At 52.6% G+C, this 25,358-nt stretch carries 22 protein-coding genes; 9 read left to right on the top strand and 13 right to left on the bottom strand.

The window, feature by feature from the left end:
* The 3 genes from EI42_RS28425 to EI42_RS28415 all read right to left on the bottom strand — a co-directional run.
* The coding region (locus EI42_RS28425; protein ID WP_111326023.1) for an RNA-guided endonuclease InsQ/TnpB family protein at positions 1-866 on the bottom strand (866 nt) is incomplete at its 3' end.
* Positions 867-979: 113 nt separating this feature from the next.
* Positions 980-2,113, bottom strand: coding sequence for a lipocalin-like domain-containing protein (locus tag EI42_RS28420; protein WP_170142979.1), 1,134 nt, complete (start codon positions 2,111-2,113; stop codon positions 980-982).
* Entirely contained in the window at positions 2,106-4,385 is a 2,280-nt protein-coding gene (locus EI42_RS28415) for an MMPL family transporter (protein WP_111326021.1), read from the bottom strand. The genes EI42_RS28420 and EI42_RS28415 overlap by 8 nt, the downstream gene beginning before the upstream one ends.
* 310 nt (positions 4,386-4,695) lie before the next feature.
* Here EI42_RS28415 and smpB point away from each other — a divergent pair, with 310 nt between their 5' ends.
* Together smpB and EI42_RS28405 are read left to right on the top strand one after the other, a co-directional pair.
* Complete coding sequence (gene smpB / locus EI42_RS28410; RefSeq protein ID WP_111326020.1) at positions 4,696-5,193, top strand: SsrA-binding protein SmpB; 498 nt, start codon at positions 4,696-4,698, stop codon at positions 5,191-5,193.
* 35 nt (positions 5,194-5,228) lie between these two features.
* Positions 5,229-5,597 (top strand): VOC family protein, encoded by a 369-nt coding sequence (locus tag EI42_RS28405; RefSeq protein WP_111326019.1) that lies wholly within the window; start codon positions 5,229-5,231, stop codon positions 5,595-5,597.
* A 28-nt stretch (positions 5,598-5,625) separates the two neighbouring features.
* Here the strand turns inward: EI42_RS28405 and EI42_RS32885 are convergent, their stop codons facing one another.
* The 10 genes from EI42_RS32885 to EI42_RS28360 all read right to left on the bottom strand — a co-directional run bounded on the left by EI42_RS32885 (position 5,626) and on the right by EI42_RS28360 (position 15,604).
* Positions 5,626-5,787, bottom strand: a complete 162-nt coding sequence (locus EI42_RS32885; protein ID WP_170142978.1) for a hypothetical protein — start codon at positions 5,785-5,787, stop codon at positions 5,626-5,628.
* Between the two features lie 113 nt (positions 5,788-5,900).
* Complete coding sequence (locus tag EI42_RS28400) at positions 5,901-6,578, bottom strand: GNAT family N-acetyltransferase (protein ID WP_111326018.1); 678 nt, start codon at positions 6,576-6,578, stop codon at positions 5,901-5,903.
* Positions 6,579-6,952: 374 nt separating this feature from the next.
* On the bottom strand, positions 6,953-7,945 hold the full coding sequence (locus EI42_RS28395) for a GNAT family N-acetyltransferase (RefSeq protein ID WP_111326017.1): 993 nt from the start codon (positions 7,943-7,945) through the stop codon (positions 6,953-6,955).
* Positions 7,946-7,998: 53 nt separating this feature from the next.
* Positions 7,999-8,823: an ABC transporter permease gene (locus tag EI42_RS28390; protein ID WP_111326016.1), complete on the bottom strand. Its 825-nt coding sequence runs from the start codon at positions 8,821-8,823 to the stop codon at positions 7,999-8,001.
* A 15-nt stretch (positions 8,824-8,838) separates the two neighbouring features.
* Entirely contained in the window at positions 8,839-9,798 is a 960-nt protein-coding gene (locus tag EI42_RS28385) for an ABC transporter ATP-binding protein (RefSeq protein WP_111326015.1), read from the bottom strand.
* A 226-nt stretch (positions 9,799-10,024) separates the two neighbouring features.
* A complete protein-coding gene (locus tag EI42_RS28380) occupies positions 10,025-10,228 on the bottom strand; it encodes a hypothetical protein (protein ID WP_111326014.1) in 204 nt (67 codons plus the stop codon).
* Between the two features lie 232 nt (positions 10,229-10,460).
* Complete coding sequence (locus tag EI42_RS28375; RefSeq protein WP_111326013.1) at positions 10,461-10,835, bottom strand: hypothetical protein; 375 nt, start codon at positions 10,833-10,835, stop codon at positions 10,461-10,463.
* 121 nt (positions 10,836-10,956) lie between these two features.
* Positions 10,957-13,413, bottom strand: a complete 2,457-nt coding sequence (locus EI42_RS28370) for a transglutaminase domain-containing protein (protein WP_111326012.1) — start codon at positions 13,411-13,413, stop codon at positions 10,957-10,959.
* A gap of 6 nt (positions 13,414-13,419) precedes the next feature.
* Positions 13,420-14,631: a DUF58 domain-containing protein gene (locus EI42_RS28365; RefSeq protein WP_111326011.1), complete on the bottom strand. Its 1,212-nt coding sequence runs from the start codon at positions 14,629-14,631 to the stop codon at positions 13,420-13,422.
* 4 nt (positions 14,632-14,635) lie between these two features.
* Complete coding sequence (locus EI42_RS28360; protein WP_111326010.1) at positions 14,636-15,604, bottom strand: AAA family ATPase; 969 nt, start codon at positions 15,602-15,604, stop codon at positions 14,636-14,638.
* A 341-nt stretch (positions 15,605-15,945) separates the two neighbouring features.
* Between EI42_RS28360 and EI42_RS28355 the strand changes: the two genes are divergently transcribed.
* The 7 genes from EI42_RS28355 (at position 15,946) to mfd (ending at position 25,330) form a co-directional block, all read left to right on the top strand.
* Positions 15,946-16,257, top strand: a complete 312-nt coding sequence (locus EI42_RS28355; RefSeq protein ID WP_211326385.1) for an acylphosphatase — start codon at positions 15,946-15,948, stop codon at positions 16,255-16,257.
* Positions 16,258-16,282: 25 nt separating this feature from the next.
* A complete protein-coding gene (gatC, locus tag EI42_RS28350) occupies positions 16,283-16,576 on the top strand; it encodes an Asp-tRNA(Asn)/Glu-tRNA(Gln) amidotransferase subunit GatC (RefSeq protein ID WP_111326009.1) in 294 nt (97 codons plus the stop codon).
* A gap of 3 nt (positions 16,577-16,579) precedes the next feature.
* Positions 16,580-18,040, top strand: a complete 1,461-nt coding sequence (gene gatA, locus EI42_RS28345; protein WP_111326008.1) for an Asp-tRNA(Asn)/Glu-tRNA(Gln) amidotransferase subunit GatA — start codon at positions 16,580-16,582, stop codon at positions 18,038-18,040.
* 431 nt (positions 18,041-18,471) lie between these two features.
* A complete protein-coding gene (locus EI42_RS28340; RefSeq protein WP_111326007.1) occupies positions 18,472-19,449 on the top strand; it encodes a serine hydrolase in 978 nt (325 codons plus the stop codon).
* 181 nt (positions 19,450-19,630) lie between these two features.
* Entirely contained in the window at positions 19,631-20,728 is a 1,098-nt protein-coding gene (locus tag EI42_RS28335; protein WP_111326006.1) for a metallophosphoesterase family protein, read from the top strand.
* Positions 20,729-20,737: 9 nt separating this feature from the next.
* Entirely contained in the window at positions 20,738-21,412 is a 675-nt protein-coding gene (gene pth, locus EI42_RS28330; protein WP_111326005.1) for an aminoacyl-tRNA hydrolase, read from the top strand.
* Positions 21,413-21,820: 408 nt separating this feature from the next.
* The gene (gene mfd, locus EI42_RS28325; protein WP_111326004.1) at positions 21,821-25,330 is read left to right on the top strand and encodes a transcription-repair coupling factor; all 3,510 of its coding nucleotides are present in this window, start codon (positions 21,821-21,823) and stop codon (positions 25,328-25,330) included.
* Positions 25,331-25,358 lie beyond the last annotated feature (28 nt).

Here is a 25,358-nt window from a genome sequence, read left to right as displayed (position 1 = left end):
TCAGAGATGCTCTTGGCCAGATGACGGTTCTTGACGAGATGGCGGATCTGCAAGGCTTCATAGGCAATCACGTCGTGAGACGAGACAAGCGCGTTCGCCTGCTTCCTGGCGACATCCTCGCGCTGCCGCTGTACCTTGAGAGACGCTTTGCTGAGGGCTTGACGGGCTTTCTTGCGCTTGGCGGAGCGCTTCTGCGTCTTCGAGAGCCGACGATGCAGCCGCTTGAGCCGTCGTTCCGCTTTGCGGAGATACCGGGGAGGAGCCACGGTATTCCCTTCGGAGTCAGTGAAGAAGGCACGCAGCCCCAGATCAATGCCCACCTGCTTGCCCGAGGGCTGATGCTCGACCCGGCGGGTGGCTGCCACCGCAAATTGACAATAGTAGCCATCAGCCCGCCGGAGCAGTCGTACCCGCTTGATCTGTGAGAGGGGAAAGGCCATGATATCGCGCGAGCCGATGAGGCGCAGCCGGCCAATGCCACAGCCATCAGTGAACCGAATGTGCACCCCATCAGGATCCAGCTTCCAGCCCGTCTGCTTGTCCTCGACACTGCGACAATCGTGCTGGAACTGAGGATAGCCCTTCTTTCCTGGTTTCTTCTTCTTGCAATTCTCATAGAAGCGGGAGATGGCAGCCCACGCCCGATCAGCGGCAGCTTGCCGGGCCTGCGAGTTGAGGGAGAGCGCAAAGGGAATTTGTTTGGCGAGCACAGCGCAATACTGCTGCAGGTCATTCCTGGAGACGCCGCGTGCATCCATCCAGAGGCGCAGGCACGTGTTGCGAATGAACTGGGTGGTGCGGATGGCTTCCTCGATGGCGGCGAATTGCGCCTTCGACCCATCGAGCTTGTATTCGTAGATCAGCATCCCTTGCTCCTTGTTCGTCCTCACTATCTTCGTGTATTCTCGCACAACGATTGTCTTCTGTCAAGCGAAGGGGAACGTTCTGACTCTGCTGGCTTCCTGCGCCATCCATCCCCTTAGCTGAAGCCAGGGGCCTTCTGCCGCTTTTTGGTAAAGCCTGTCAGTTCCACATAGCCATCACCAGTCACTGGCTTGCCATGCTTCTGCCCCTCAACCGTCACCGCTCCTTCCCAGTAGACGTTACCGGTCGTTTGCTTCACAACCAGCTCTTGATCTTTCAGCACGGGCTTGATAAGCAGTGTTATTGGGATGCGCTTATCAGTGATCTCTATTTTCCAGCCAGAGGGATAGACAAAGCCTGTATGCGGGCTCTTCCACTGCTCAAGAATAGTGGTGTGCAGCGCCGAGGCTGGAAGCACAATATCCTTGCCTGAGGCATCGACATAACCAACATAAGTGGCTAACACCTTACCGCTGGCATCACGAATATAATAGACCATGATCTCGCTATTATCATGCAGTTGCAGGCTAAACCACTCCCAGCCGCCGCTGGCAAGCGTCAGGAAATCACCCCACTGATGATCCATCCAGGCCTGACCCTGCTCAATTTGAAGCATCTGCCCGTGATCGACAATAGAGCCACTGACATTCATCTTTGTCCGTGAATAATAATAGGAGAAGCCCGCCAGACCATAGGGAATCAAGCCGTCACCGTTATGCAGAGCCGCTGGCTTCCGGGCGGCAAGTTGAAGCGTGATCGCGTAGTTCTGCATGCTGGCAGCCAGATGATCTTGTCCGTTATAGCCCTGCATCGTCCAGTCACCAATATGGAGATCAAACCCTTTCACGTCATTTCGGGCTATGGTTGGCGACATGATACGCCGCTGATCGTACTGAAACGTGCCCTTTGACTTATCCGTGATCGCAAAATGCGAGGCGTAGAAAGGCGGCAGATCGGCACGCAAAACCTGGAAAATGACGAACTCAAAGCCGTAGTGCCGTAGTTTACCTGTAGCCTCCTTTGCTGTCAGGTGCCCCGTATAATACCACCACTCTGTCAGGTTATTGTGACGACCATCATCTTGCGGCAGCCGCGCAGGAGGTAACGGCGTCGGTGAGGGGGTAGGCTTTACCGGCGGCAATTGCTGCGTTGTCGAGACCATCCCCGGAAAACCACAGGAAGAAAGCAGTATCCCCAGTACAGCGACCAGGATTAACCAATATGGGTGCTGTTTCCTCGCTCTATTCATTGCTTCCTCCAACCGTACTTGTTGTTCCTGTTCTACTCTCGCCATGTGGCACGGGGGGATGATGCCTGTTCCTGCTAAAAGGATTCCACCAGTTCCAGTCTCCGAGCAGCCGCATGGTAGATGGAACCAGCAACCCGCGCACAAGCGTGGCATCAAGAATTACCGCCAGCGTCATGCCAATGCCTAGCGCTTTCACCAGAATCATATCAGCGGTGGCGAAACAGGCACTGACCACAATCACAATCACAGCAGCGCTGGTGATAATCCGCCCGCTTCGCTCCAATCCGACCGCCACAGAAGCGGTATTGTCTCCGGTGCGCCAGTATTCCTCCTGAATACGCGAGAGCAGGAACACTTCATAGTCCATCGAGAGACCAAAGAGCGCACAGAACAGCAGTATCGGACTGGATGCTTCCACAAAGCCAAGCGGCGCAAAGCCTAAGACCTGATGTAAAAAACCCTCCTGAAAGATAACCACCAGCGCCCCATAACTTGCCAGAATCGAGAGTGTATTCATCAAAATGGCTTTCAATGGCAGCACAATTGAGCGGAACAGGAGAAACAGTACCACAAAGGTAATCCCAAAGACCAGAAGCACGGCTATCGGAAAATCGGAGTAGAGCGAATCCACATAATCAACGTTGGCCGCCGAACCTCCATCAACAAGCACCTTGATCCCATCTCCCGGTGGTGTATTCCGAATCGTCAGTGCAAGCTCCTGCGAACGGGGGTCGCTCATCTCATACTTGCTGACCACCGAGATCATCAATGTGTCGCCCGACACCGTCGAGTGGAAGAGCGCCCCGATATAGGGATCAGCAATCAATTCAGGATGCGTATAAAGCAGCTCATACTGATCCAGCGTAAAACGTGGATCTGCACTGACAATGCTATCCACACGCTTCACACGCGGATCCGCCTCTATCCGCTGCACATAGGCATAGAGCTTACGAATGTTTTCCGGTGTCATCGCGTTGCCCTGCGTCTGCACGGCCAGGATGATCGGCGTTGTCTCGCGCATATCAAAACGCTTTGCCAGCAGGTCATATGCCTGACGAGACGGCACCTGAGCGGGCAAAATCGAGGCATCGGGGGCCGAAAAACGCACCCAGAGGAATGGAACTCCTAACCCGATCAGCACCAGCAGTACGGGCAAAAAGACGCGTACAGGATAGCGCATCACAAAGTGCGAGAGGCGATACCAGAACCCCTCATGCAGCACTTCCGTTTCTCGCCTGCGCAGGAAAGGGATCCTCACCGGAAGCGCATTGATACGCGGCCCCACAATGGCAAGCATCGCCGGTAAAAGCGTGACAGCGGCCAGTACCGCCAGAATCACAACCAGCATACCACCCATTCCGACTGAGCGCAGCATATTAATACGGAAGAAGACCAGGCCTAACAGCCCAATAGATACCGTCAAGCCTGAGAAGGCCACCGCTCGACCAGCCGTCGCCACGGTGATTTCGACCGCCTCCGCGACGCTATGTCCCTGCGTCAGCTCTTCGCGGAAACGACTGACGATAAACAGTGAATAATCGACGCCAAGCCCTAAGCCGAACAGCGTGGTGATATTCAACACAAAGATAGACAGATCTGTCACCTGCCCTGCACCATATACCAGCGCCAGCGCGATCACCACCGCACAGCCGCCAACAATGGCCGGCAAGACAGCCGCCACCACCGAATGAAAGACCAGCAGCAAGGCCACAATCGCGAAAGGAAAGGCCAGCAGTTCGGCCCGCCGCAGATCGTTCTCGCTAACAAGCTGAATATCCTCGTAAAAGACGGGAGAGCCACCAATATGATATTCAAGATCAGGAACCGCCTGCACCCGGCGGGCCAGTTCTGGTAACAGCTTCGGAGCTTCATCACCGCTGGCGTTCAGTTGCACCGTCACATAAGCGGCATGGCGATCTTTTGATACCTGCCTCGGATTCTCAACAAAGGTAGCGATTCCGGCAACTTCACTCCAGTTGCGCAACCGGCTCAATGACTGCTCAACCTCCGCGGGAAAGCGGGGATCATCAACAGAAAGATCCTTCTGTTTACTCTCATAAATAATCTGTACAGCGGTATCCTTTAACTTTAATTTATCGATCAGCAGATTAATCGCCTGCTGTGATTCAGCATCCGGGCTGGTAAAACCTCCCGAATGCAGCACCTGGCTGGCAAAAGGGGCAAAAGGAAGCGCCGCAAGCACTGCGACACCCCAGAGGGCCACAATCAGCCAGCGATATCGAATGGAGATCCTGCCTAGAAGTGCAAACATAGCCACCTCATCTCGCAGGCTCTCCGATTATGCCTCACGTCCATATCTCCTCTTTCTTTTCTCCATACAAACGGCGTTCTAGAGCCATAAAACAGAACCAATCCAGTTGTTTCTTATCAACAAAAATAATATAATACCCTCATTCCCAATCGTAGGTCTTTCGTTGCTTCCGGGTCAAGGGAAGCAACAGGTATCGCTCCTGTGTAGAAAGACCTCCTGCGGTGGCGTCTCCTGCATCTGGGCCAGTCGCAGTGTCCCTGCTGCATGGCATCCTCAACCTGTAGCATTTATTCACCAGGAGTTTTTTTATATGGCAAAAGCAAGTACGAAGAAAAAGGCTCAGGAAACAAAAGAGCAAGCCAGTAACAAGGTTATCGCGGTCAATCGGCAGGCATATCATGATTATACCGTTGAGCGCACCGTGGAGGCAGGAATTGTGCTGGCCGGAACCGAAATCAAGTCGATTCGCGATGGCAAGGTACAATTGCGCGGTTCCTACGCGATTATCCGCAATGGAGAGGTCTGGCTGGAAAATGCGCATATCTCGCCTTATGAGCATGGCAACATTTTCAATCATGACCCTCTGCGGCGGCGAAAACTGCTTCTCCACAAACGCGAGATCAACCAGCTCGTCGGGCGCGTACAGACAAAGGGACTGACGTTGATCCCGCTCAAGCTCTACCTCAAGGGCGGACGTGCCAAAATTGAGCTCGGGCTATGTCGCGGTAAGAAAATCTATGATAAGCGTCAGGCCATTACCGAGCGTGACGTCAAACGAGACATCGAACGCATCGTTAAAGGGCGCTAGGAGCCCATCAAGTAAAAGAAAAGGAAGAGACTGACGTGACTATTCAGGGAGTACACCACGTTCAAATTACGATTCCACGGGGAGCTGAAGAACAGGGACGCTGGTTTTACTGTACCGTTTTGGGATTGCCGGAGATTGAAAAGCCCGCTTCGCTCAAGGGGCGAGGCGGCTTCTGGCTTCAGGTGGGAGATAGACAGGTGCATGTTGGCACAGAAGATGGCTTCGACCGCACAACCACAAAATCACATATTGCCTATCAGGTGACAGATCTGGCGGGCTGGCGCCAAAAACTGGAAGCAAACGGTATTCAAATTCTGGATTCGGTCGCTATTCCTGGCTTCGATCGCTTTGAGTTTCGCGATCCTTTCGGCAACCGTGTTGAGTTTATTCAACCTCTCTCATAATCCCCGCCCGAGGCCAGGAGAGGGCTGGCTACCTCCCATGCATCCTGGCCTTACGGTAGTTATACCATGTATAGCAGGCAAGGATTCCTCCTACCAGGATCAGCGCGATACCAATGCACAACAGGACAATGAGAAATATGCGCATTCCATCGCTTGCTGCTCCCTGGGCCGTTGCTGTCGCGAAAAGCATTCCTTCTCACCTCCTTCCTGACAGCATACTTATCCCTTCAAAGAGACAGAAAGAGGAGTACAGCAACAAATAACGCCTGCACCCCTCCCCGACACCTCACAGCATGTGTTCCCCTATGCTGAGACGTAGTGGCGCTCTTCCTTCACCACTTTCTCGGCCTTCACAGCCGCTCGCAAGACTTTCTCATATGTGCAATACTGGCGAGCCGCATAGGGCTTATTCCCGGGAGTAGCTGCCGCTTTCTCGGGGTCAACAACGAGCTCCACTGCCAGTGTTTCACCTTCCTTGCCATTGTTCAGTTCTTGCAAGAACGACGTGTTCATGTTGATATGGACCCGCCAGAAAGGTCGCTCACAGTGATACCCCTCGCGCTCTAGCAGTCGTTTCGCAGTCCTATGGGTGCCATCAACGATGTACTGCAATGAGACCTGAATATGAGCAGGGATGCCCCACATTAACTGGCGGGCCCGCTCCTCGTTCAACCAGAGTAACAATGTGCCAACCCCTCGGCCTCTATAGGCAGGATGTACATACACCGAAGCCCGGAGCCTTCCGTTCTCCATGCGCCATACATCCGAATATCCTGCAATATGTCCCTTGTTCGTTGTAATGAGCCAGGCATCTGCATTCAGGTTAAAGTGTGCAGCCTGCCAGCGCTCGCGTAAACTCTCTTCTGTCTTCTCAACAAAACCCTTATCAGCTTTCTCGCACTCATGCATTAGCTCTATTACCGCCTCCAGATCTTCGCTGACCGGGCGCTTCGCTGCTAAATTGTGCAGACGTACTCGCATTGCTGGTTCTCCATTTCGCTTATGAGCCCAGTGGGGACAGTCACTGCACTCAAAACCTCTTCGTAGAGCCGGAGACAGGTGGACTTTACAGCACGCCTTCACCCACCTGGCGCTTGCGCACTGCATACCACCTCTGCCCATTCCTTCCGCTTCTCCGCTCGGTCCATAGCTTCTATCCTCAATGACATTATTCTTGCTCTCCTCTACCACAAAGGAGAGGTGGCATATTTCTCCAATTCACAAGCGCCACTCCTTTCTCTATCTATTTAAGCGATTGGCAGAGGTGAACAGCCACATACAAACTCATCCTCTATGACCTTCTCACTATTTCAATAACCTGGCATTTCAGTTACACACGAAAGAGCATAACTCTTTCAGTTTTCATCTTCCAATCGCTGAACTGTCAGATCGATCCCGTCGCGCAGAAGCATCTCCATCATCACGTACTCTTTGACTTTGCGCATGCCAGCCCGCTCATACAGGCGTGTGGCACCGGTCAGGCTCCTCGCATCTACATTCAGATAAACGTCTGAAATCCCCCGCCGATAAAACTCGCCAAAGGCCTGGTGCAACAAGGCCAGACCAATACTCTTGCGCCTCCACGGGCGACGTACTCCTAACACATTCACCCATCCGCCCTGATCATAGGGTGTCTCATCACTACAGAGCGCCAGTCCGGCAATCTCATCACCATCCATTGCCAGGAACCAGAGCGAGGGATCCATATTCTTCCGTTGAAAGGTATGCTGCGCCCACTCTTCAAAAGTAGTAGGAGTATGGCCCCAATGATCCTTGAAAGCCTCTTCTTTGGCTTCAAAGATCGCACGTTCCATACCAGGAGTCAGCGTTTGTACGGTAATTCCGTCTGCCCATTGCGGCGCGGAAGGCTGCTCTTTCAACTGAATGCCCATCTGCCAGAAATAGCGGCCCGGCGCATAACCATGATGCTCAAGGAGCTCCCACCTTGCGCTATCTTCGCGATCAAACCAGGTTTGCAAGGCCACCTTTGCCCCTTCAGGAGCCAGAGGAACCAGCTCACCCGCTCGCTTCTCACACAAATGTAAGAGATAGGTTTCAAGCCCGGTCTCTACCAGCTCGGGAGCTACAAACACCTCGAACTCAAGTACCCCATACTTTCTGTCGTAGAGCAAGGCCACCCCCGCCAGTGTGTCGTTCTCTGTCTTGACCAGCCAGCTATTCTGCTCAAGGCTGGCCTCATGTCGTCTCCACCAGGCTTCAATCTCATCTTGAATGGTATCTGTCTCTCCCAGACGAGCCAGTTCGGAGCGCTGTATTAGCTTCGTGACAGCCGCTGCGTCGGCCAGCGTGACCGGGCGAATCGTCCAATGTTCGGGAAGGTTTTCCATTACTCTCTATTTCCTGTTCCAGGGGGAAGAAGCGCTTCTTCCCCCAATCTATCTTAGCCATTTCGTTTCAGTTTTCCGGTCCGCTTGGCGTAACGCTCAGCGATACCAAAGATGTAAATCCCCACAGGAATCGTCACAATACCAGCAATAATCAGAGGCCAGGTGTTTGCCCACATGACCGGCGACCAGATAGACGCGCCATTGATTAACGCCTCTTTCAGTCCCTGGATCACATAGGTCGCAGGCGAAACATACGCCATATACTGCATCCAGACCGGTAGCACATCAATTGGATAGTACACACCCGACACCAACAACAGGACAGCCCGCACGATAAAAGACATCTGTGTCCCGCGTTCCGTAAAGAGCAGCGGCAGAATCGACGCGCCAATCCCCATCCCGATAAACGAGATGCTCCCTAACAACATAATGAAGATGGCAGAGAGGTAATTTGCATGACTCAAATCCAGGCTGAAGAATGCACAGACCACCAACAACTGCACCGCAGTAAAGAGCAGACCATGCGCTACCGCATACCAGCAGCTCCCAACCAGGTGGGTAAAACGCGAAATAGGAGCCATGAACGTGTGCTCAATCGTTCCCTCCCAGCGCTCAATGGTAATCATATCTGTGACCCCTTCAAAGGTCACGCTCAGGTATGTCCAGACCGAGGAACCGATCAGAAAAGTCAGGATCAGATGATTGACCATCTGCGGTGCGAACTGCTTCGCACTCAAACCAATAAATGTCACCGAAAGCGAGTTGACAATATTGAAGATCACCCAGACGACTTCCCAGGCCAGATACCTCTTCGTAAGATTCCAGTTTCGTTCAAAAAAGGCATAGGTTGCACGACCAGCATGCATCAGAGCGGCCATTCTTTCCCCCTCGTTTTACTCTTCGTCTTCTTCTTCACGCTGCGCCTCAAGCGCTTCAAAGGCTTTCTCCCAACTGCCATAGCGCGCAATATCTTCCTCGGTGATCAGGTGTGAGGCCGTGTAGTGCATAAAGACCTCATTCATGCTCACCGGCTTCTCGCGATTCATCAGTCTCGCAACATGTTGCTTCAACTCAGCGGTTGTTCCCAGTGCCATAATCTTCCCCTGATCAATGATGGCGACCCGGTCACAGAGCGCGTCGGCCTCATCCATATCATGGGTTGTAATCAGAATGGTCGCGTCATGCTGCTCACGGAGCTCATACACAAATTTCTGCACATCGAGCTTTGAGCGCGGGTCCAGGCCGGTCGTGGGCTCGTCCAGCAGCAACACCACAGGCGAGGTAAGGAAAGCACGTGCGATTGCTACTTTCTGCTGCATTCCTCGCGACATATTCTCTAAGGGCGCATGAATACGATCAGGCTTGATGCCGAGTCGGGCCAGGATCGCTTTAATATTGGCACGAGCCTCCGCCCCCGACATGTTATACAGGCGCGCCGCATACAGCAGGTTCTCCATTGGAGAGAGCCGCTTAAAGAACGAGGCCTCCACACTGACGCGATTAATCAAACGCTGGACCATGCGCTCATCTTTGATGACGTCATAGCCAAAGATGGAAATGTGCCCTTCATCCGGGATCAGCAGCGTAGAGAGCATGCGAATCAAGGTCGATTTCCCCGAACCGTTCGCCCCCAGAATACCGACAATCTCTCCCCGTTTCACGTTCAAACTGACGTGGTCTACAGCCCAGATAGTACGCTCATCACGCTTCTTATCCGCACGGAACCACTCCCAGAAGGGACGAGATTTCTTAAAGACCTTTGACACATTCTCAATGACAACCGCATCTTTGGTCGTATCCAGCTTGATATCTTTCACCAGACCGGTATAGACAGGTACTTCATGAACAGCCATACTGACTCCTTCCCTGATAGCTTGCAACACTCAATCGCTTCCCCTTACCACGCTCATAGCGACGAACATACATACACACATACACGCAAACAGACGACCGTTATACAGGCTTCCCTCCTTACTTTCCCTGGCATCCCGCCAGCGTCTCGCTCCCACATACAATAAAAAAACCGTGGGACTGATTCTCGTTCAATCAGTAGCCCACGGCTTGAGGGTTGCACGTTCTTTAAACATCTACACCTCGTGCTGGAGGATCTCCCCTCAAATTGGGCATACTGACGCTATGGGCCCCGAAATCGCGCTGACGGCTCATGCCAATAGGTGCGAATCCATCGATCTGATTCACCTGGAAAGCAGAGAAAGGCACCGCAAGGCATAGCATGCCCGCAGCAGGTTTAAAGGCATGATGGGATAAAATCTGCATAATCATGCTTGCGTGCTCCTTTCCAGTAACATCGGTACGTTTCACTTTCCAGTTTCTTTATTGCTCAAACGCTGTATTTTTGGGGGTCTTTTACGGGGATTGCAACACAGCAATCCCCACGTTCTAAGTATACGGACGCCACCGGGCTCTGTCAAGGGTTTTCACATACCGATTGCACCCTTCTTCAGAGCCCTCTTAGCGGCTTTCTGCCCGTAGAAAAGAAGATCCTGAACAGGCACTATGCATTTGTCAGAGAAGCCAGGAACTGTTTGAGCTTGCCCTGCTGAATCATCTCAATACAGCGGCGATGATTTTGCACCGCCTCTTCTTGCGTCTCACTGTGCAGCTCAGCAACCTGCAACCGATACATAGTCAGATAGCCGCCTTGCTGCGGATAAATAGCGGTGACAAAGCCGCGACCGAGTCCCCGGTCATCAAACGTTGCCACAACATAGTGACTGAATTTTGACTCTCCCGGAGCCTTTACCGAATGTCGAGCCAGATCAAGCTTCTGCATCTGGACGGGCGTCGCGCCCGGAACCGTTAATCCCCACTCAGGCTTTGATGTTTCCAGCAGCGCCTGCTCATTATCCAGAGCTTCTTGAACGGTCATAAGTACCTCCCGCATAGTCTACCACAAACAGAGATTGCAGCCTGAAACCTCATCTATACAGGCTGCAATCTATAGTGTACGCAAAACCTATTCATTTGGTCAAGGATTTACATCGATTGTCTTATAGATCGTCTTCAAACTCTCCGTTTTTGCGCCTTCGTTGTCGTAACGACCGCATCGCGCCACTGAGAGCCCGGGGGATGCTTCTGACAACCGAGGGATGTTTCAGCACATAGAAGAAAAGCTGTGGCTGAAGTCTGCGCCAGAGACCCGGCAACTCATGCACTTCTCCGCTGCGTCTGGGATGTTCTGCACTCTGTGGATCGGCCCACTGTTCGCGCACATAGATGTCTCCAAGCCGTTGCAGTGTTGTTGCATACGCAGGCGTGGCCCGGGAAATCTCTTCCATTCGTTCAAGCGGCGTCTGCGAGGGCGCTAGCTTGATACCTGCCCAGTCTGCCAGCAAACAGATACGCCTATACACCTGAGTCGCAAAGCTATAGTTACGGAACAACCGCCGCCACCAGATGGCAAAGAAGATGCCGCCAAACAGCAGCGCCAGAACCAGACTGCCAATGATAAAGCTAAATGAGCGCCCGATATTCACCTGCTGGTCGTTTGCGTAGTCACCGCCGCCAGCATCCTCTTCGAGCTGATGCAGCTTATCATTCATATTATGATTCTGCGTTGAGGGATCATTATTTCCCTGTTGCCCCGGGAGAGGCAGGCCAACACTCCCGCTACTTGTGGTCTCTGGACGATAGAAAGTGCCAAATCCAGAGGATGGTTCAAAATTAATCCAACCGTAGCCCGCAAAGTAGACCTGTGACCATGCATGCGCATCTTTGCCCTTGACCACACGCTCCCCGGCACCGGCATCATAATCGCCGTTTGTATATCCAGCTACAACACGTGCAGGAATACCAACCGAACGCAACATCAACGTCATTGCCGAGGCAAAGTAGTTACAGTAGCCCTCCTTCTTGCTGTGGAAGAGGAACCAGGAAGTAGGATCTCCGGTTGAGGGCGGCTGTACATCCAGATTATACCGATAATTCTGACGCAGGTAGGACTCTATAGCCTCAACCTTATCATACATAGACTGCTTTCCGGCAGTGATGCTGAGTGCCAGCTTCTTGATCTCCGGGTCAAACTCTTTGGGAAGCTGCGTATAGGTCTCGACAATTTGCGGCGCGTAGACATTAACCGCATCTTCTTCACGCTGCGCACTGGACGGTGCATCAGCAGGTAAGGGTACCTTACGTAAGGTTACCTTATCTACATTCGAGATCGCCGATTCAACAGTATAGGTTGTTCCTGTCGTTAGATACCCGTTCTGACCGAGCCAGGCCACAATTTCCCCTGGTGCACGGCGACTAATCAGCACGGTCGCCCCACGATCAACCTTGACAATCTCAGAGGCCCCAAACAGGTAGGGATATTGCTGACTTGGCGGATTCACCACTCTGATTGTCTGCTTGATCGTTTTGGTGCCGGCAGCGTTCACCGGCTGAAGCGTGTTCGCCTTGATGTTCTGAGAGCCGGTTTGCGTGCTCATCCAGGAACGTCCGGTATAGTAGTCGTAGCTTACTGACGCAAGGTACTGGCCTGCATCATCACTCTTAAAGCGAAACACGACTTCATCATTCAGGTTCGGATTGCCTCCCAACGCGAGAGTATCTCTAAAGTTCCCCCGGTTGGAAGCGTTGGCGCCGCCATTCGTCGAGATGATGCGATTGACAGTGTTCTGAAACTGTACCCAGGGACTTTCGCTATCATTCCAGATTTGAGACAGCAGCGGATCTGCATAGCTGGCAGGCAAGATCCAGGAACCGATCAAAATGACGACCGAGATCAGCGAGCCAAACTGCATGATATCCCAGCTCAGATCGTCGGCATGACGTAACCCAAGACGATTCCAGCGCTGCATTGACTCATACAAATTGAAGCGCAACAACAACAGCAAGGCAGCCAGCAGAAAGACAACCAGGAAGATAATCACTCCGGTAGGCGCGTTGTTCAGGTTGATCAAGAGCACTGTGGCATTCGCAACAATCATCAGCCAGGGGCTTCGCGTGCGATAAACAAGCCATGCACTGATATAGGCCAGGAGGTAACCAAGCAGCAGGATGAAGAAAAAGTAGATCGAGTTATCATCACCAAAGCCACCACGCAACACAGCTTGCGTCCACCACGTCCAGAGGCCATTCTGTGCAAAGGCGACAAAGTCTCCCTGATAGTAGCTTGCTGCCGTCTGCCAGTAGGCGAGCAGAAGCCCGAAGAGGAAAGAGCACAGATACGACAGAAAACGCGGGAACTGTTTCTGTTTGGCAGTAAAAACGCCCAGAATCAGACCGAAGAACGCAGTAAGCGTGAGTACCTGTAGATGATCGACCCAGTTGACCACCTGAATGCACCAGATGGTACTGAAGACGACAGCAGCGACCAGAATAAGGGAGAACCAGCCTTCATCAAGGCTAAAATGCAGCTCAAACTGCCTGCGTCGATAGGGCTTCTCATTTTTTTTGGGCTGCCGCGTAATTGTCTTTAACAACTTATCGACCGCTGCATCTTGCATGTCTCTTTACCTCCGTAGGGCATAGCGTGTGGTGGGTCCGCCTTCCAGCACCTGCGCAAGGGCATCATGGCTTTTCACACGCAACACAGGAACCCCGGCTCCTTCCAGAAGGGCCAGGCTATCTTCATCCTCAGGACTCTCATCAAATGATGCAGCATTTAAACCAACGACTGCGACCTGTACCCCTCTTCGCTGCAACTGCTGTACACCAATATGCCAATCTCGCGAATTGGACGGAGTAATCACAATTGCAGCAGTGTTTCGCCCAAGATGGAACGAATCCACTGCAAGCATCTCGCGCAATTCGGGCCCCCTTCCAGCCCGTACCACAGCCAGTAATTCAAGCACTCGCTCGATCTGACGATCACCGCGATCGAGCGGCAGATTTTCACGGTGCTCACCATTAACGATCAAGCCAACCGAAAGATCCTGGCGCAACAAATACACAGCAATGCTTGCGGCCAGCGTCACCCCGTATTCTTCGGTGGAATGTTCGCCCTCCCCAGCCTGCACAGCCTCATTCAGATCAAGAAAGATCCAGACATCGACCGCAGGATCAAGGTCGAACTCCTTGACCATAAGTTTATTATAGTGAGCACTTGAGCGCCAGTGAATGCGGCTCAAAGAATCACCACTGACATATTCACGAATCGTGGTTGCATTTGTTGTCGTCTGTAGCGCCTTGCGAGAGCTCTTCCCTCTTCCAGGTAAGCCACCTGAAAAGAGAGCAAAGGAAGTGATCGGTAATACCTGAGGAAGTACCAGCAGTTCAGCAGAGGAAGCAAGCGAGATACGTCGTCGAAACAGGCCGAAGGGATCTCCACTGGTCGCTGAAACAGGCCCGAGTTGAAAGCGTCCCCGCTGGCGACAAATAGTCCTCGCACGCCACATGGCGCGTTTTCTTCCCCCTATACTGGCGACATAACCGGCACGGTGTCCGGGCAAGGTCGAACCATCGACAATCTGGACCCAGAGCTTTGGCATAATGCTGAGATTATCCAGCATCAGACGCTCATCAAATGGTTCTCCTACCTGAATGCGGCCTCCTCCACCGGAGCGACGAAAGACCAGTTTGCGCAAGCTGTATCGCGCCCAGAGCCAGGAGAGCAGGAAGAGCGCAAGCAGCACATAGAGCAACACATAGAAGACCTTCCAGCCGCTACTAATCGCAAGAAAAGCCAGGATCAGGATAAGAAGAATGGCCTGCCAGGGACGCATACGCCTAGCGCCCCTTTCCGCCGCTCACCCAGGCATTGGGGACGGGTACACTCTGCAAAATCTCATCGAGAATCGCTGTTGATGAAATCGAGCGCACACGTGCGGCAGGCGTCACAATGATACGATGGGCCAGAGTCGGTTTGACCAGTGCTTTCACATCATCGGGAATCACATAGCTCCTGCCGCGAATCGCTGCCAGAGCCTGAGCAGCGCGAAAGAGCGCCAGTGAACCGCGCGGGCTGGCTCCCAGATAGATATTCTGATGATTACGAGTCGCGTTTGCTATTGCCACAATGTACTCACGAATAGAGGGGTCCACGTGAATCGTACGTACCTGTTCTTGAATCTGAAGCAATTCTTCAGCCGTCATAATCTGTGCAATATCATCCAGCGGGTGATGATGCTGCTGACTATCGAGAATATTGACTTCAGCGGTCGGTTGAGGATATCCCAGTTTAATATTCATCATAAAGCGGTCAAGCTGTGCTTCTGGCAGAGGAAAAGTGCCTTCATATTCAATCGGGTTTTGCGTTGCCATCACCATAAATGGTTGTGGCAGTTGATAGGTCACACCATCAACCGTGATCTGATTCTCTTCCATCGCCTCCAACAACGCCGACTGGGTCTTCGGTGTCGCGCGGTTGACCTCATCGGCCAGCACAATTTGCGCCATAATCGGTCCCGGGCGAAATTCAAAATTGCCATTCTTTTGATTATAAATCGAGACCCCGGTGACATCACTGGGCAAGAGATCCGGAGTAAACTGAATTCGTTTAAAGGAACAGCCAATTGAACGGGCAATTGCTTTTGTCAAGACAGTTTTCCCAACGCCGGGAACATCTTCAATCAAAATATGACCGTGACAGATAACAGCGATCAAGCTGAACGCTACTGATTCTGCCTTACCTACAATAACACGTTCCACATTGCCAATAACACGCTGAACAGCGGTCGCTAAATCCTGAACTTGCATGTTTATCTCCCAGGTAGACTTGATCTTCTTGTAGCTTCCTTACTCACCTTCAGGGAATGGCCGCGATATTCTTTATACGACGAATGTAACTTATCTTATCACAGTCCCTATGAAGAGAACTCTCTATTCGCGATGTGTCGGGGAAAAAACAGTATGAAACAGACTACAAGAACTGCCACGGTGTTTCTGTATGCTTATTCTAACACATTTATCGCATCATGTCCCATGATATGCGCCTTGCCATCAAGAAGGCGCGCGGTCCCATCCCTTCCGGCCCACGGAGCGCATCACCACCATGAGCAAATTTGCTCCGGGGCTATTCTATAAAGCAAGAGTATGCTATGATGGAAGCCATGAACCAGAGCGATACTTCTAAGAAAAGAGAAGAATTGTTTGCGATAGTTCGTGGACTGGTACAGGGAGTAGGCTTTCGCTATTTTGTCGTTCAAAAAGCCACTTCACTTGGTCTGCGCGGCTATACGCGTAATCTCGATAATGGTGATGTAGAAGTGCTAGCTCAAGGTCCCCGCCCGGCTCTTGAAACGCTCCTCTCGCATCTGCGGCGTGGTCCTGCTGCATCCTCAGTCTCTGAGGTACAGGAGGCCTGGCGAGAACCGACCGAGCATTTCAGCGGCTTTAACATTCGTTGGTAGAAGAGATTTCCAAAGAGGATGAGAGATGATCGACCGCGAGACGGTATTAAACGTTGCAAAACTTGCCAAGCTTTCTTTCGGTGAGGAAGAAATAGAGCTCTTTCAAAGCCAGCTCTCCAATATTCTTGAGCATATCCAGGTCTTACAAGAAGCAGATGTGAGCGGCGTTTCTCCTACCGCTCATGCCTCACGCCTTACCAATGTTACACGCCCGGATAATCCTCGCCCTTCGTATCCACCCGAAGTCATGCTCGCCAATGCTCCCGAGCAAGAGGATAACTGCTTAAAAGTGAATGTGGTGCTGGAGGGAGAACACTAAACTATGACCGATCTATATACATTGTCAATTCATGAAGCAGCTCGGCTCCTACGCGAACGCAAGATCTCTTCGGTCGAGCTGACGAAAGCCCATCTTGACCGAATTCGGGCCGTTGAGCCACAGGTAAAGGCCTACACCCTGGTAACCGATGATCTCGCTCTCAAACAGGCTGAAGAGGCAGACCGCCGGATTGCCAGCGGCGAAGACCTCTCTCCGCTGACCGGTATTCCCATTGCGATCAAGGACGTTATCTGTACAAAAGATATTCCTACAACCTGCGGCTCCCGCATGCTGGAAAACTTCAAGCCTCCCTACAATGCAACCGTCATGGAGAAACTGAACAAGGCAGGCGCGGTGATGCTCGGTAAGACCAATATGGACGAGTTCGCGATGGGTTCTTCTACCGAGCATTCGGCCTTCTTCCCGACACACAACCCCTGGGATCTGGAACGCGCCCCCGGCGGAAGTAGTGGCGGTTCAGCCGCCGCTGTCGCCGCAGGCATGGCCATGGGAGCCTATGGCACCGATACTGGTGGCTCCATTCGTCAGCCCGGTTCTCTCTGTAATGTGGTCGGCCTCAAGCCAACCTACGGGCGCGTCTCACGCTTTGGTCTGGTTGCCTTTGCCTCCTCGCTCGACCAGATCGGCCCATTCACTCGCAATGCACAGGATGCAGCTTTGATGCTTCAGGCGGTGGCCGGTTACGACGCACAGGACGCTACCAGTTCGCCCCAACCAGTCACCGACTACACGAAGGAACTGACCGGCAACATCAAAGGGCTACGCATTGGTGTTCCTCGCGAATACTGGGTCGAGGGCATTCAGCCCGGCGTTGAAAAGGTTGTCCGCGAGGGCATTGAGCGGCTACGTGAGCTTGGCGCTGAACTGGTTGATGTATCGCTTCCACACACAAAATATGGCCTGGCTGCTTACTATATTGTCGCTCCGGCAGAGGCCAGCGCCAACCTCGCGCGTTATGATGGCGTGAAATATGGCTACTCCTATCGTGAGACCTCCGATATGTGGGAAGCGATGGAGAAAACTCGACAATACGGCTTCGGAGCTGAGGTAAAACGCCGCATTATGCTTGGCACCTATGCCCTCTCCGCTGGCTACTATGATGCCTATTATAAGCGGGCGGAGCAGGTTCGCACCCTGATCAAGCAGGACTTTGTGAATGTCTTTAAAAAGGTAGACGCGTTAGTCAGTCCGACCTGCCCGACGGTAGCCTTCAAACTTGGTGAGATCACCGATCCCTATCAGATGTACCTTCAGGACATGTTCACCATCCCGGCGAACCTGGCGGGTATCTGTGGCGTGTCGATTCCTGCGGGCTTCAGTGAAGGGCTCCCGGTTGGCTTGCAGCTCCTCGGCAACGACTTCGCTGAAGGCACGATTCTGCGCATTGCGGATGCTTTCCAGCGCGTGACCGACTTCCACGACCAGTGGCCTGATCTGCAATAAAACTGACTCTGTTGGAGAGGAGGGTATGCAATCTCCTCTCCTTTCTTTTAAAAGAAGCTACTTCTCTCTATTGATACCATAACGTACAATTATGGCAGTGCAGCACGTGAAAGCTGTCACCTTCGTGTTGTCCTGTTCAGAATCGTGAGCGCTCAGAGCGACTTCCGAGAAGCATTGCATTCTGTTCTTTGGCTAAGGCCCATCATTTTGCTATCCACTCCAGTAGAACTGTATACTTAAGTGTCCTCCTTCTGTCCAGCTCAAGAAAGGCAGCGGAGAGAAAAGAGGCAATAGCTGATCACTACGAAAGCGCTTAAACGGTTATAAAGCGAGTAATCTTCGGTTTGAGCGCTCAATAATACCTGTCAAATATTATCAAGTTAATCTATATAATAGAGCAAAAAAAATAGGAGTAAAAGGTGTTGCGTCCAATGAAACGCAAGCAGAATCGACTTTATACGACACTGGTCATAACGCTTATTGTTTGCTGTGCTCTCCTTGTCGCGCTTATTGGCTACACAGTCTATCTCTTCCTGCCCTCTTCTCAAATGGAAGCACAAACGCCCCTGCCAATTACTCCGACGTCATCGTCGCCGCCAAAGCCCGTGCTGACAGTGAAAACGGCTCCTCCAAAGCAGGACGACACTGTTTCCACCTATCTGGTTGATATGGATACAGGAAATGTGCTGGAAAACCATAACGGCACCAAACCAATGCCAATGGCAAGCACGACCAAGATCATGACAGCCCTGATCGCACTTCAAACCGGGGACCTCAATCAACTGATTCCAGTGCATCAGGATGCGTACGATCATGTCATCGAAATGGGCAGCAGTTCTGCACAGCTTCAGGTTGGCGATACACTTACGCTGAAGGATATGCTCTACGGTCTGATGCTACCTTCGGGAGGTGATGCGGCTATTGCCATTGCAGACGCGCTGACCGATGGACACCCGCAGATTTTCGTTGAGCGTATGAACCAGTTCGCCCGCCGCTTGCATATGTTCCATACCAACTACGAAAACGTTGACGGTCTGACTACGTCGAGAACACACTACTCGTCTGGCGCAGATATTATCACCCTGACAGAGTACGCAATGAAAAACCCGGTTTTCCGGGAAATCGTGCAGACGCCGAAGTATACCGTCCCGGCAACCGAGCATAATCACGCCTATGCCTGGGTCAACACCAATAAATTACTGACCTCCTATACCGGCATGACCGGCGTCAAAACCGGACACACCGATGTTGCGGGCTGGTGTCTGGTTTTCTCCGCCAAACGCAACGGACACACGCTTATGGGCGTCATTCTCAACAGTCCGACCGAAGAGGGACGAGACGCCTCCGTCCGGGAACTGCTGGACTGGGCCTTCTCTCAGCCATCATTGCCGCCATCACAGGCCGCATAGCAAACATCTGAGGAGCATACCAGACGCTATGCTCCTCCCTCTGCTCCCGCTGCACACCTCTTTCTACACCATGCATCCATAGCTCTATATTTGCAAGCTAACCACTGGAAAGGTTGCAGCAAACATGATAGAATAGTTTCACTCACTCCTATGTTATATAGTTTGAAAAAGAGTTTACTGAATGCGTTACGCTATTTTTTCCGACATACACGCAAATTTGGAAGCATTAGAAGCTGTACTGGCAAAAATCGACGAGCTTGCACAGGAAGAGCCAATTGACCAGATCTGGTTTCTTGGTGATCTGGTCGGATATGGGCCCAATCCTAATGAATGCATTGCGAAACTGCGCGAACGCACCGATGTGATTATTGCTGGAAACCATGACTGGGCAGCGATCAATAAAATAGATCTGAATGACTTCAGCGAGGCAGCCCGCATTTCAGCCGAGTGGACAGCAGAACAACTCACCGAAGAGCATAAGCAGTTTCTTGCAAACCTTCCAGAAAAGCTTGTCATTGGAGCCTGTACGCTCGTACATGGAAGTCCTTACGGTCCTCTCTGGGAGTATTTGACCAGCACGCTGGCCGCCGAAGAGAGCTTCAAGCATTTCCATACGCGCTTCTGCTTCGTCGGGCATACCCATGTCCCCATTATTTTTCAACAGCCCTTTGATGTCGCCGAAACGCCGACCATCCCCCTTGATGACGACGCACAGTATGACTCTTCTGTCCAGACCTCTCAGGCCAGCGAACGCGAGGACGAGGAAGACACAGTTGAAATGGTCGCCGTTATGCCTGCTCAACGAAGCGAACAGAATACTGAAGCGGCCAGTTCAACAGATGAGGCACCATCGACCGAAGAAACGGCAGCTTCAGCGGTTTCTCAATCGGATGCTGAGCAACCGGACGAGGAAACCGGAACTGACATCCTGACGCCCGAAGAGGTGATACTGAGCGCAGAAGAGGCTTTTGATCGCGAGGTTGAGGAATTGGAGTTTCTCCTGCAATTCACACGCAACATGCTCAAGCGTGTCACCAATGAGATGCTCATTCCTCCCGAGGGAGATTGGGCCCCGCCGAAGGCATATCGCGCCATCATCAATCCCGGTGGCGTCGGCCAGCCACGCGATGGCGACCCACGAGCTGCCTTTATGATCTATGACACGGAGCAGGGGTTCACCTTCTACCGTGTCCCTTACAAAATCGAGAAAACGCAGGAGAAGATCATCAAGGCTGGTTTGCCCCCCTATCTGGCAACCCGCCTGGCATATGGTCGTTAAGTGAGTCCCATGAAGTTAATTGTAGGTCTGGGTAATCCAGGCGATCAGTATACTCGTACCCGTCACAATGTTGGTTTCCGTGTTGTGGATATCCTTGCCTCACAGCATCAACTCCGTTGGGAGCGTAAAGGCAAGGCTATGATCGCGCAAACAACGCTCGCTACTGAAAAAGTAGTGCTGGTGAAACCGATCACCTTCATGAACAACAGTGGTGAAGCCGTAGCCGATCTGGTTCGCTGGTATAAACTTCAGCCCCAGGATGTGCTTGTCATCTATGATGAGCTTGACCTTCCACCCGGACGCATTCGTTTAAAGACCGGTGGCAGTTCCGCAGGGCACAACGGCATCAAGAGCATTATTCGTTACCTCCATACCGATCAGTTCCCACGTGTTCGTGTGGGCATCGGGCATCCGGCGAATACCCATATGCGAGGGGTTGATTATGTGCTCGGGATTCCGACCCGTGATGAACTGACACAGCTCTCAGAGGCTGAAGACAGGGCCGCGGAGCTGATCCCATTTATTCTTGAAAAAGGGGTCGAGGCCGCTATGAATACGGTCAATGCCGATCCGGAAGCCCTGCGTAAAGCAGAAGAGCGCCGCCGTCTTCAACAGGAACGGCGTCAGCGCCAGCTTCGCGAGCAGCAATCCCCGGCGGAAGAAGAAATGACACCCGGGCAATAAGGAGCAGGGCCTATAGCATGATTATAGGCGAGTAGAAACACGGCTCTCCATACCGCTTGCGCTTCAGGCGTGCATGGAGAGCACTTTCAAGCATAAATTTCGATTTCAACATCTCACCTTATACCGCTTGTAACACTGCCGATAATAAAAAGAGATGCCTCTTGTTTTTCCAGGAAAAAAGCTTCTACCCTGCTGAAACAGCTTTTCAAGCCTGTATCACCGGGCTTTCGGGCGGTTATTTCCGCATTTGAGCACTGAAGTTCTCTCACATGGGGCATTGCATGGAGAGAGTAAGTAGGGTATCATTAAGCTTGGCAATTACCAAAAACAGCTTCGACAAGGCTAGAACCACCCCCTACACAATTCTGTTGTAGGGGTTACTTAGCATGGTGCTTTTTGGAGGAAGACGTGACATTACAGGGTTTACTCTCATTGCTCGCTCAGCGCCCGGAATTTCGTCGCTTACTGGATATGTTGCGCAAACGCGAGGGCATACCACTCCTCACAGGCATTACAGAGGCTGCACGCCCCTATGTGATGGCAACGCTCTCTCAGGCACTTAAACAGCCACTTCTGATCGTTGCGCAGGATGAAAATCAGGCAAATCAGCTTGCGGACGCACTCAAGGCCTTTATGAGCAATCCCGGCGATGTCTTTTTTTTGCCGGATCGCGACGCTCTTCCCTATGAGCGACTGATTGGGGATACCCAGACAACACAACAACGTATGCAGGCCCTTATCGCAATGGTAGAGCGTGAGCGTACTTCTATTGTGGTCTGTTCTGCCCGGTCCCTGTCACAACTTGTCATTCCTCCTCAAGAACTTGCTGCGTCCCTGCTCTCGCTGGAACCCGGCCAGGAAGTTGACCTGACCAGTATGCTGGATCATCTCTACAATCTGGGCTATGAGCCTGTAGCAGAGGTAGAGACCCCGGGCCAGTTCAGCCACCGAGGCGGCATTATTGACCTCTTCCCTCCAACAATGTCACGCCCGGTCCGTATTGAGTTCTTTGGAGATGAAATCGAGTCGCTCCGCACGTTCGATCAAGCCACGCAACGCTCACTGAACCCGGTCTACAAGTGCATTATTGGTCCGGCGCGTGAAGCTTTACCTGTTCGCGGCCCCGAAGCCGTCAAAGAGCTGCAACAACTGGACAGCAAGATTCTGCATCGCGACGCAGAAGCACGCTGGAACCATGATCTAGAGGAGCTCAGCAAGAAGCGTTCCTTTGAGGATATCGCCTTCTATCTCCCTTATCTGCATCAACCGGCCTCGCTGCTGGACTACCTGCCCCAGAACGGCCTGCTCATTATCGATAATCCAGGGCTTATTCAAAACCGCATCCTGGATCTTGAGGCACAGGCGAAGGAGCTCAAGGAGAATCTGGAACGTGAGCGCGAGAACCCGGCCCATCTTCGCACGGCATTTCTGAACTGGAGCGAGATAGAGCTGAAGATGCAGCAGTATCGGCAGGTGCGCTTCGCCGATGTGCTCTCGACCGCCGAAAGCGAGTTTGAGGTGCATCAACAGGGCGGCACCGAACATCTGATGCCACCTTTTAGCAGCGCCAGTTCCTATGGTGGTCGCCTGCGCGCTTTTGTGCTTGATTGTCACAAAGCGCTTGAGAACCGTGACCGCATTATTATTGTCACGACACAGGCCCGCCGCATGGCCGAGGTGCTGGGGGATGATAGTGTACTGCCAGACGCCGCGATTCATGTCAGCCCGGGAAGCAATATCAATCAGGTCCCAGAGGCTGGCACCCTTACCCTGATTCAGGGTCAGCTTGCGGAGGGCTGGCAATGTCGCTCACTTGCTCTCTACATCTATACCGATACAGAGATCTTCGGCTGGTCAAAACGACGGAGCCAGCCACGTCGCAAGCCAATCACGCCCGCTACCTTCCTCGCAGAGGTCAACCCGGGAGATTATGTTGTTCATCAGGAACATGGGATAGGCCGCTTTGAGGGTCTGGTCAAGATGAACCTGACCGGAGTAGAGCGCGAGTATCTCCTGATTCAATATGCCGGGACTGATAAACTCTACATTCCGACAGACCAGCTTGACCGCGTGACTCGCTATATCGGCATGGGTGATTCTGTACCGGCGTTGAGTAAGCTTGGCACTTCAGAATGGACCCGCGCCAAGTCCCGCGTGAAAGAGAACGTCCAGGATATTGCGCGCGACCTGCTGAAGCTCTATAGTGCACGTGAGGCCGCTCCGGGGCACGCCTTCCCGCCCGATTCAGAGCAGCCCTGGCTCCAGGAACTTGAAGACGCCTTCCCCTATGAAGAGACGCCCGACCAGGCTCGCGCCATTGCCGAGGTCAAGGCAGATATGGAACAGCCCAAGCCAATGGATCGACTGGTCTGCGGTGACGTCGGGTACGGCAAAACGGAGGTCGCCCTTCGCGCCGCCTTCAAGGCCGTACTGGACCAGCGGCAGGTAGCGGTTCTGGTGCCAACAACTGTGCTTGCACTTCAGCACTACAACACATTCAAAGAGCGTCTGAAAGCCTATCCAGTGCGCGTTGAGCTGCTCAGCCGCTTCCGCTCTGAAAAAGAACAGAAGCAGGTACTTGAAGATCTGGCCCTGGGAAAAGTCGATGTGGTGATTGGAACTCACCGTCTGCTACAGAAAGATGTGGTCTTCTTCCATCTTGGCTTGCTCATCATCGACGAGGAACAGCGCTTCGGTGTGGTCCATAAAGAGCGCTTGAAGCAATTGCGAAACGAGATCGACGTGCTCACGATGACTGCAACTCCGATCCCGCGCACGTTGCACATGTCGCTGGTGAACCTGCGCGATATGAGCATTATCGAGACGCCCCCACAGGAGCGGCTCCCGATTCGGACCACGATCCGTGAGTACGATGAAGCATTGATTCGTGAGGCAATTCTGCGTGAGCTTGATCGTGGTGGACAGGTCTTCTTTGTCCATAACCGGGTACAGGGCATTCAGACTATTGCGCAGAAGCTACAAAAGATTGTACCGGAAGCCCGTATTATTGTGGGGCACGGACAGATGAACGAGGAACAACTGGAAAAGGTCATGCTCAGCTTCACCAATGGTGAGTATGACGTGTTGATCTCGACGACCATTATTGAAAACGGTCTCGATATTCCGAATGCCAATACGATCATCGTCAACAATGCTGCGTTCTTTGGTCTGTCGCAGCTCTATCAGCTTCGTGGACGCGTTGGCCGTGGCACCCATCAGGCATATGCCTACTTCCTGTACAATAAGGACTCACGCCTGACACCTATTCAAGAGAAGCGCTTGCGGGCTATCTATGAGGCGACAGAGCTTGGTGCAGGCTTCCGCATCGCGATGAAAGATCTGGAAATTCGCGGCGCAGGCAATCTGCTCGGGGCCGAACAATCAGGCTTTATGAACGCCGTTGGCTTTGACCTCTACTGTAAGTTACTGGCAGAGGCCATTCAGGAACTACAAGGGAAGCCGGTCGAGACGGTCTCGTTCAACACTACCGTTGATCTGCCGCTTGACGCTTACCTGCCCGATAGCTTTATTAATGATCGCACTCTCAAGGTGAACTTCTATCAGCGTCTGGCAAGCCTGACCCAGGAAGAGCAAGTAGAGGCGATGGAAGCCGAGATGCTTGACCGCTTCGGGCCACTTCCTAAAGAGGTACAGAACCTCCTTGCGCTGGTGCGGCTCAAAGTGGAGGCGGCAAAACTTGGCTTTGAGTCGATTACCGTCAAGGACAACGCGTTTGTACTGACAGTGAAACGCTCGGTCATTCCAAATCGCATCGCGCTCTATCGGCGCTTCCGCAATAGCGCACAAGTACAACAAAGCGTGATCCGCATTCCGCGCCACCTGTTCAACTCAAACTGGCTGGCACAGCTTCGTGAACTGCTGCCAGAAATAACAGCGACGGTCTCTCCTACAGCATAAGGAGAGACCGTCACACAGCTTCCAGTCG

It is taken from the genome of Thermosporothrix hazakensis, assembly GCF_003253565.1.
Taxonomy (GTDB): domain Bacteria; phylum Chloroflexota; class Ktedonobacteria; order Ktedonobacterales; family Ktedonobacteraceae; genus Thermosporothrix; species Thermosporothrix hazakensis.
The sequence above is the reverse complement of the archived record's forward strand: the minus strand, read 5'-3'. Positions and strand labels throughout refer to the sequence as shown.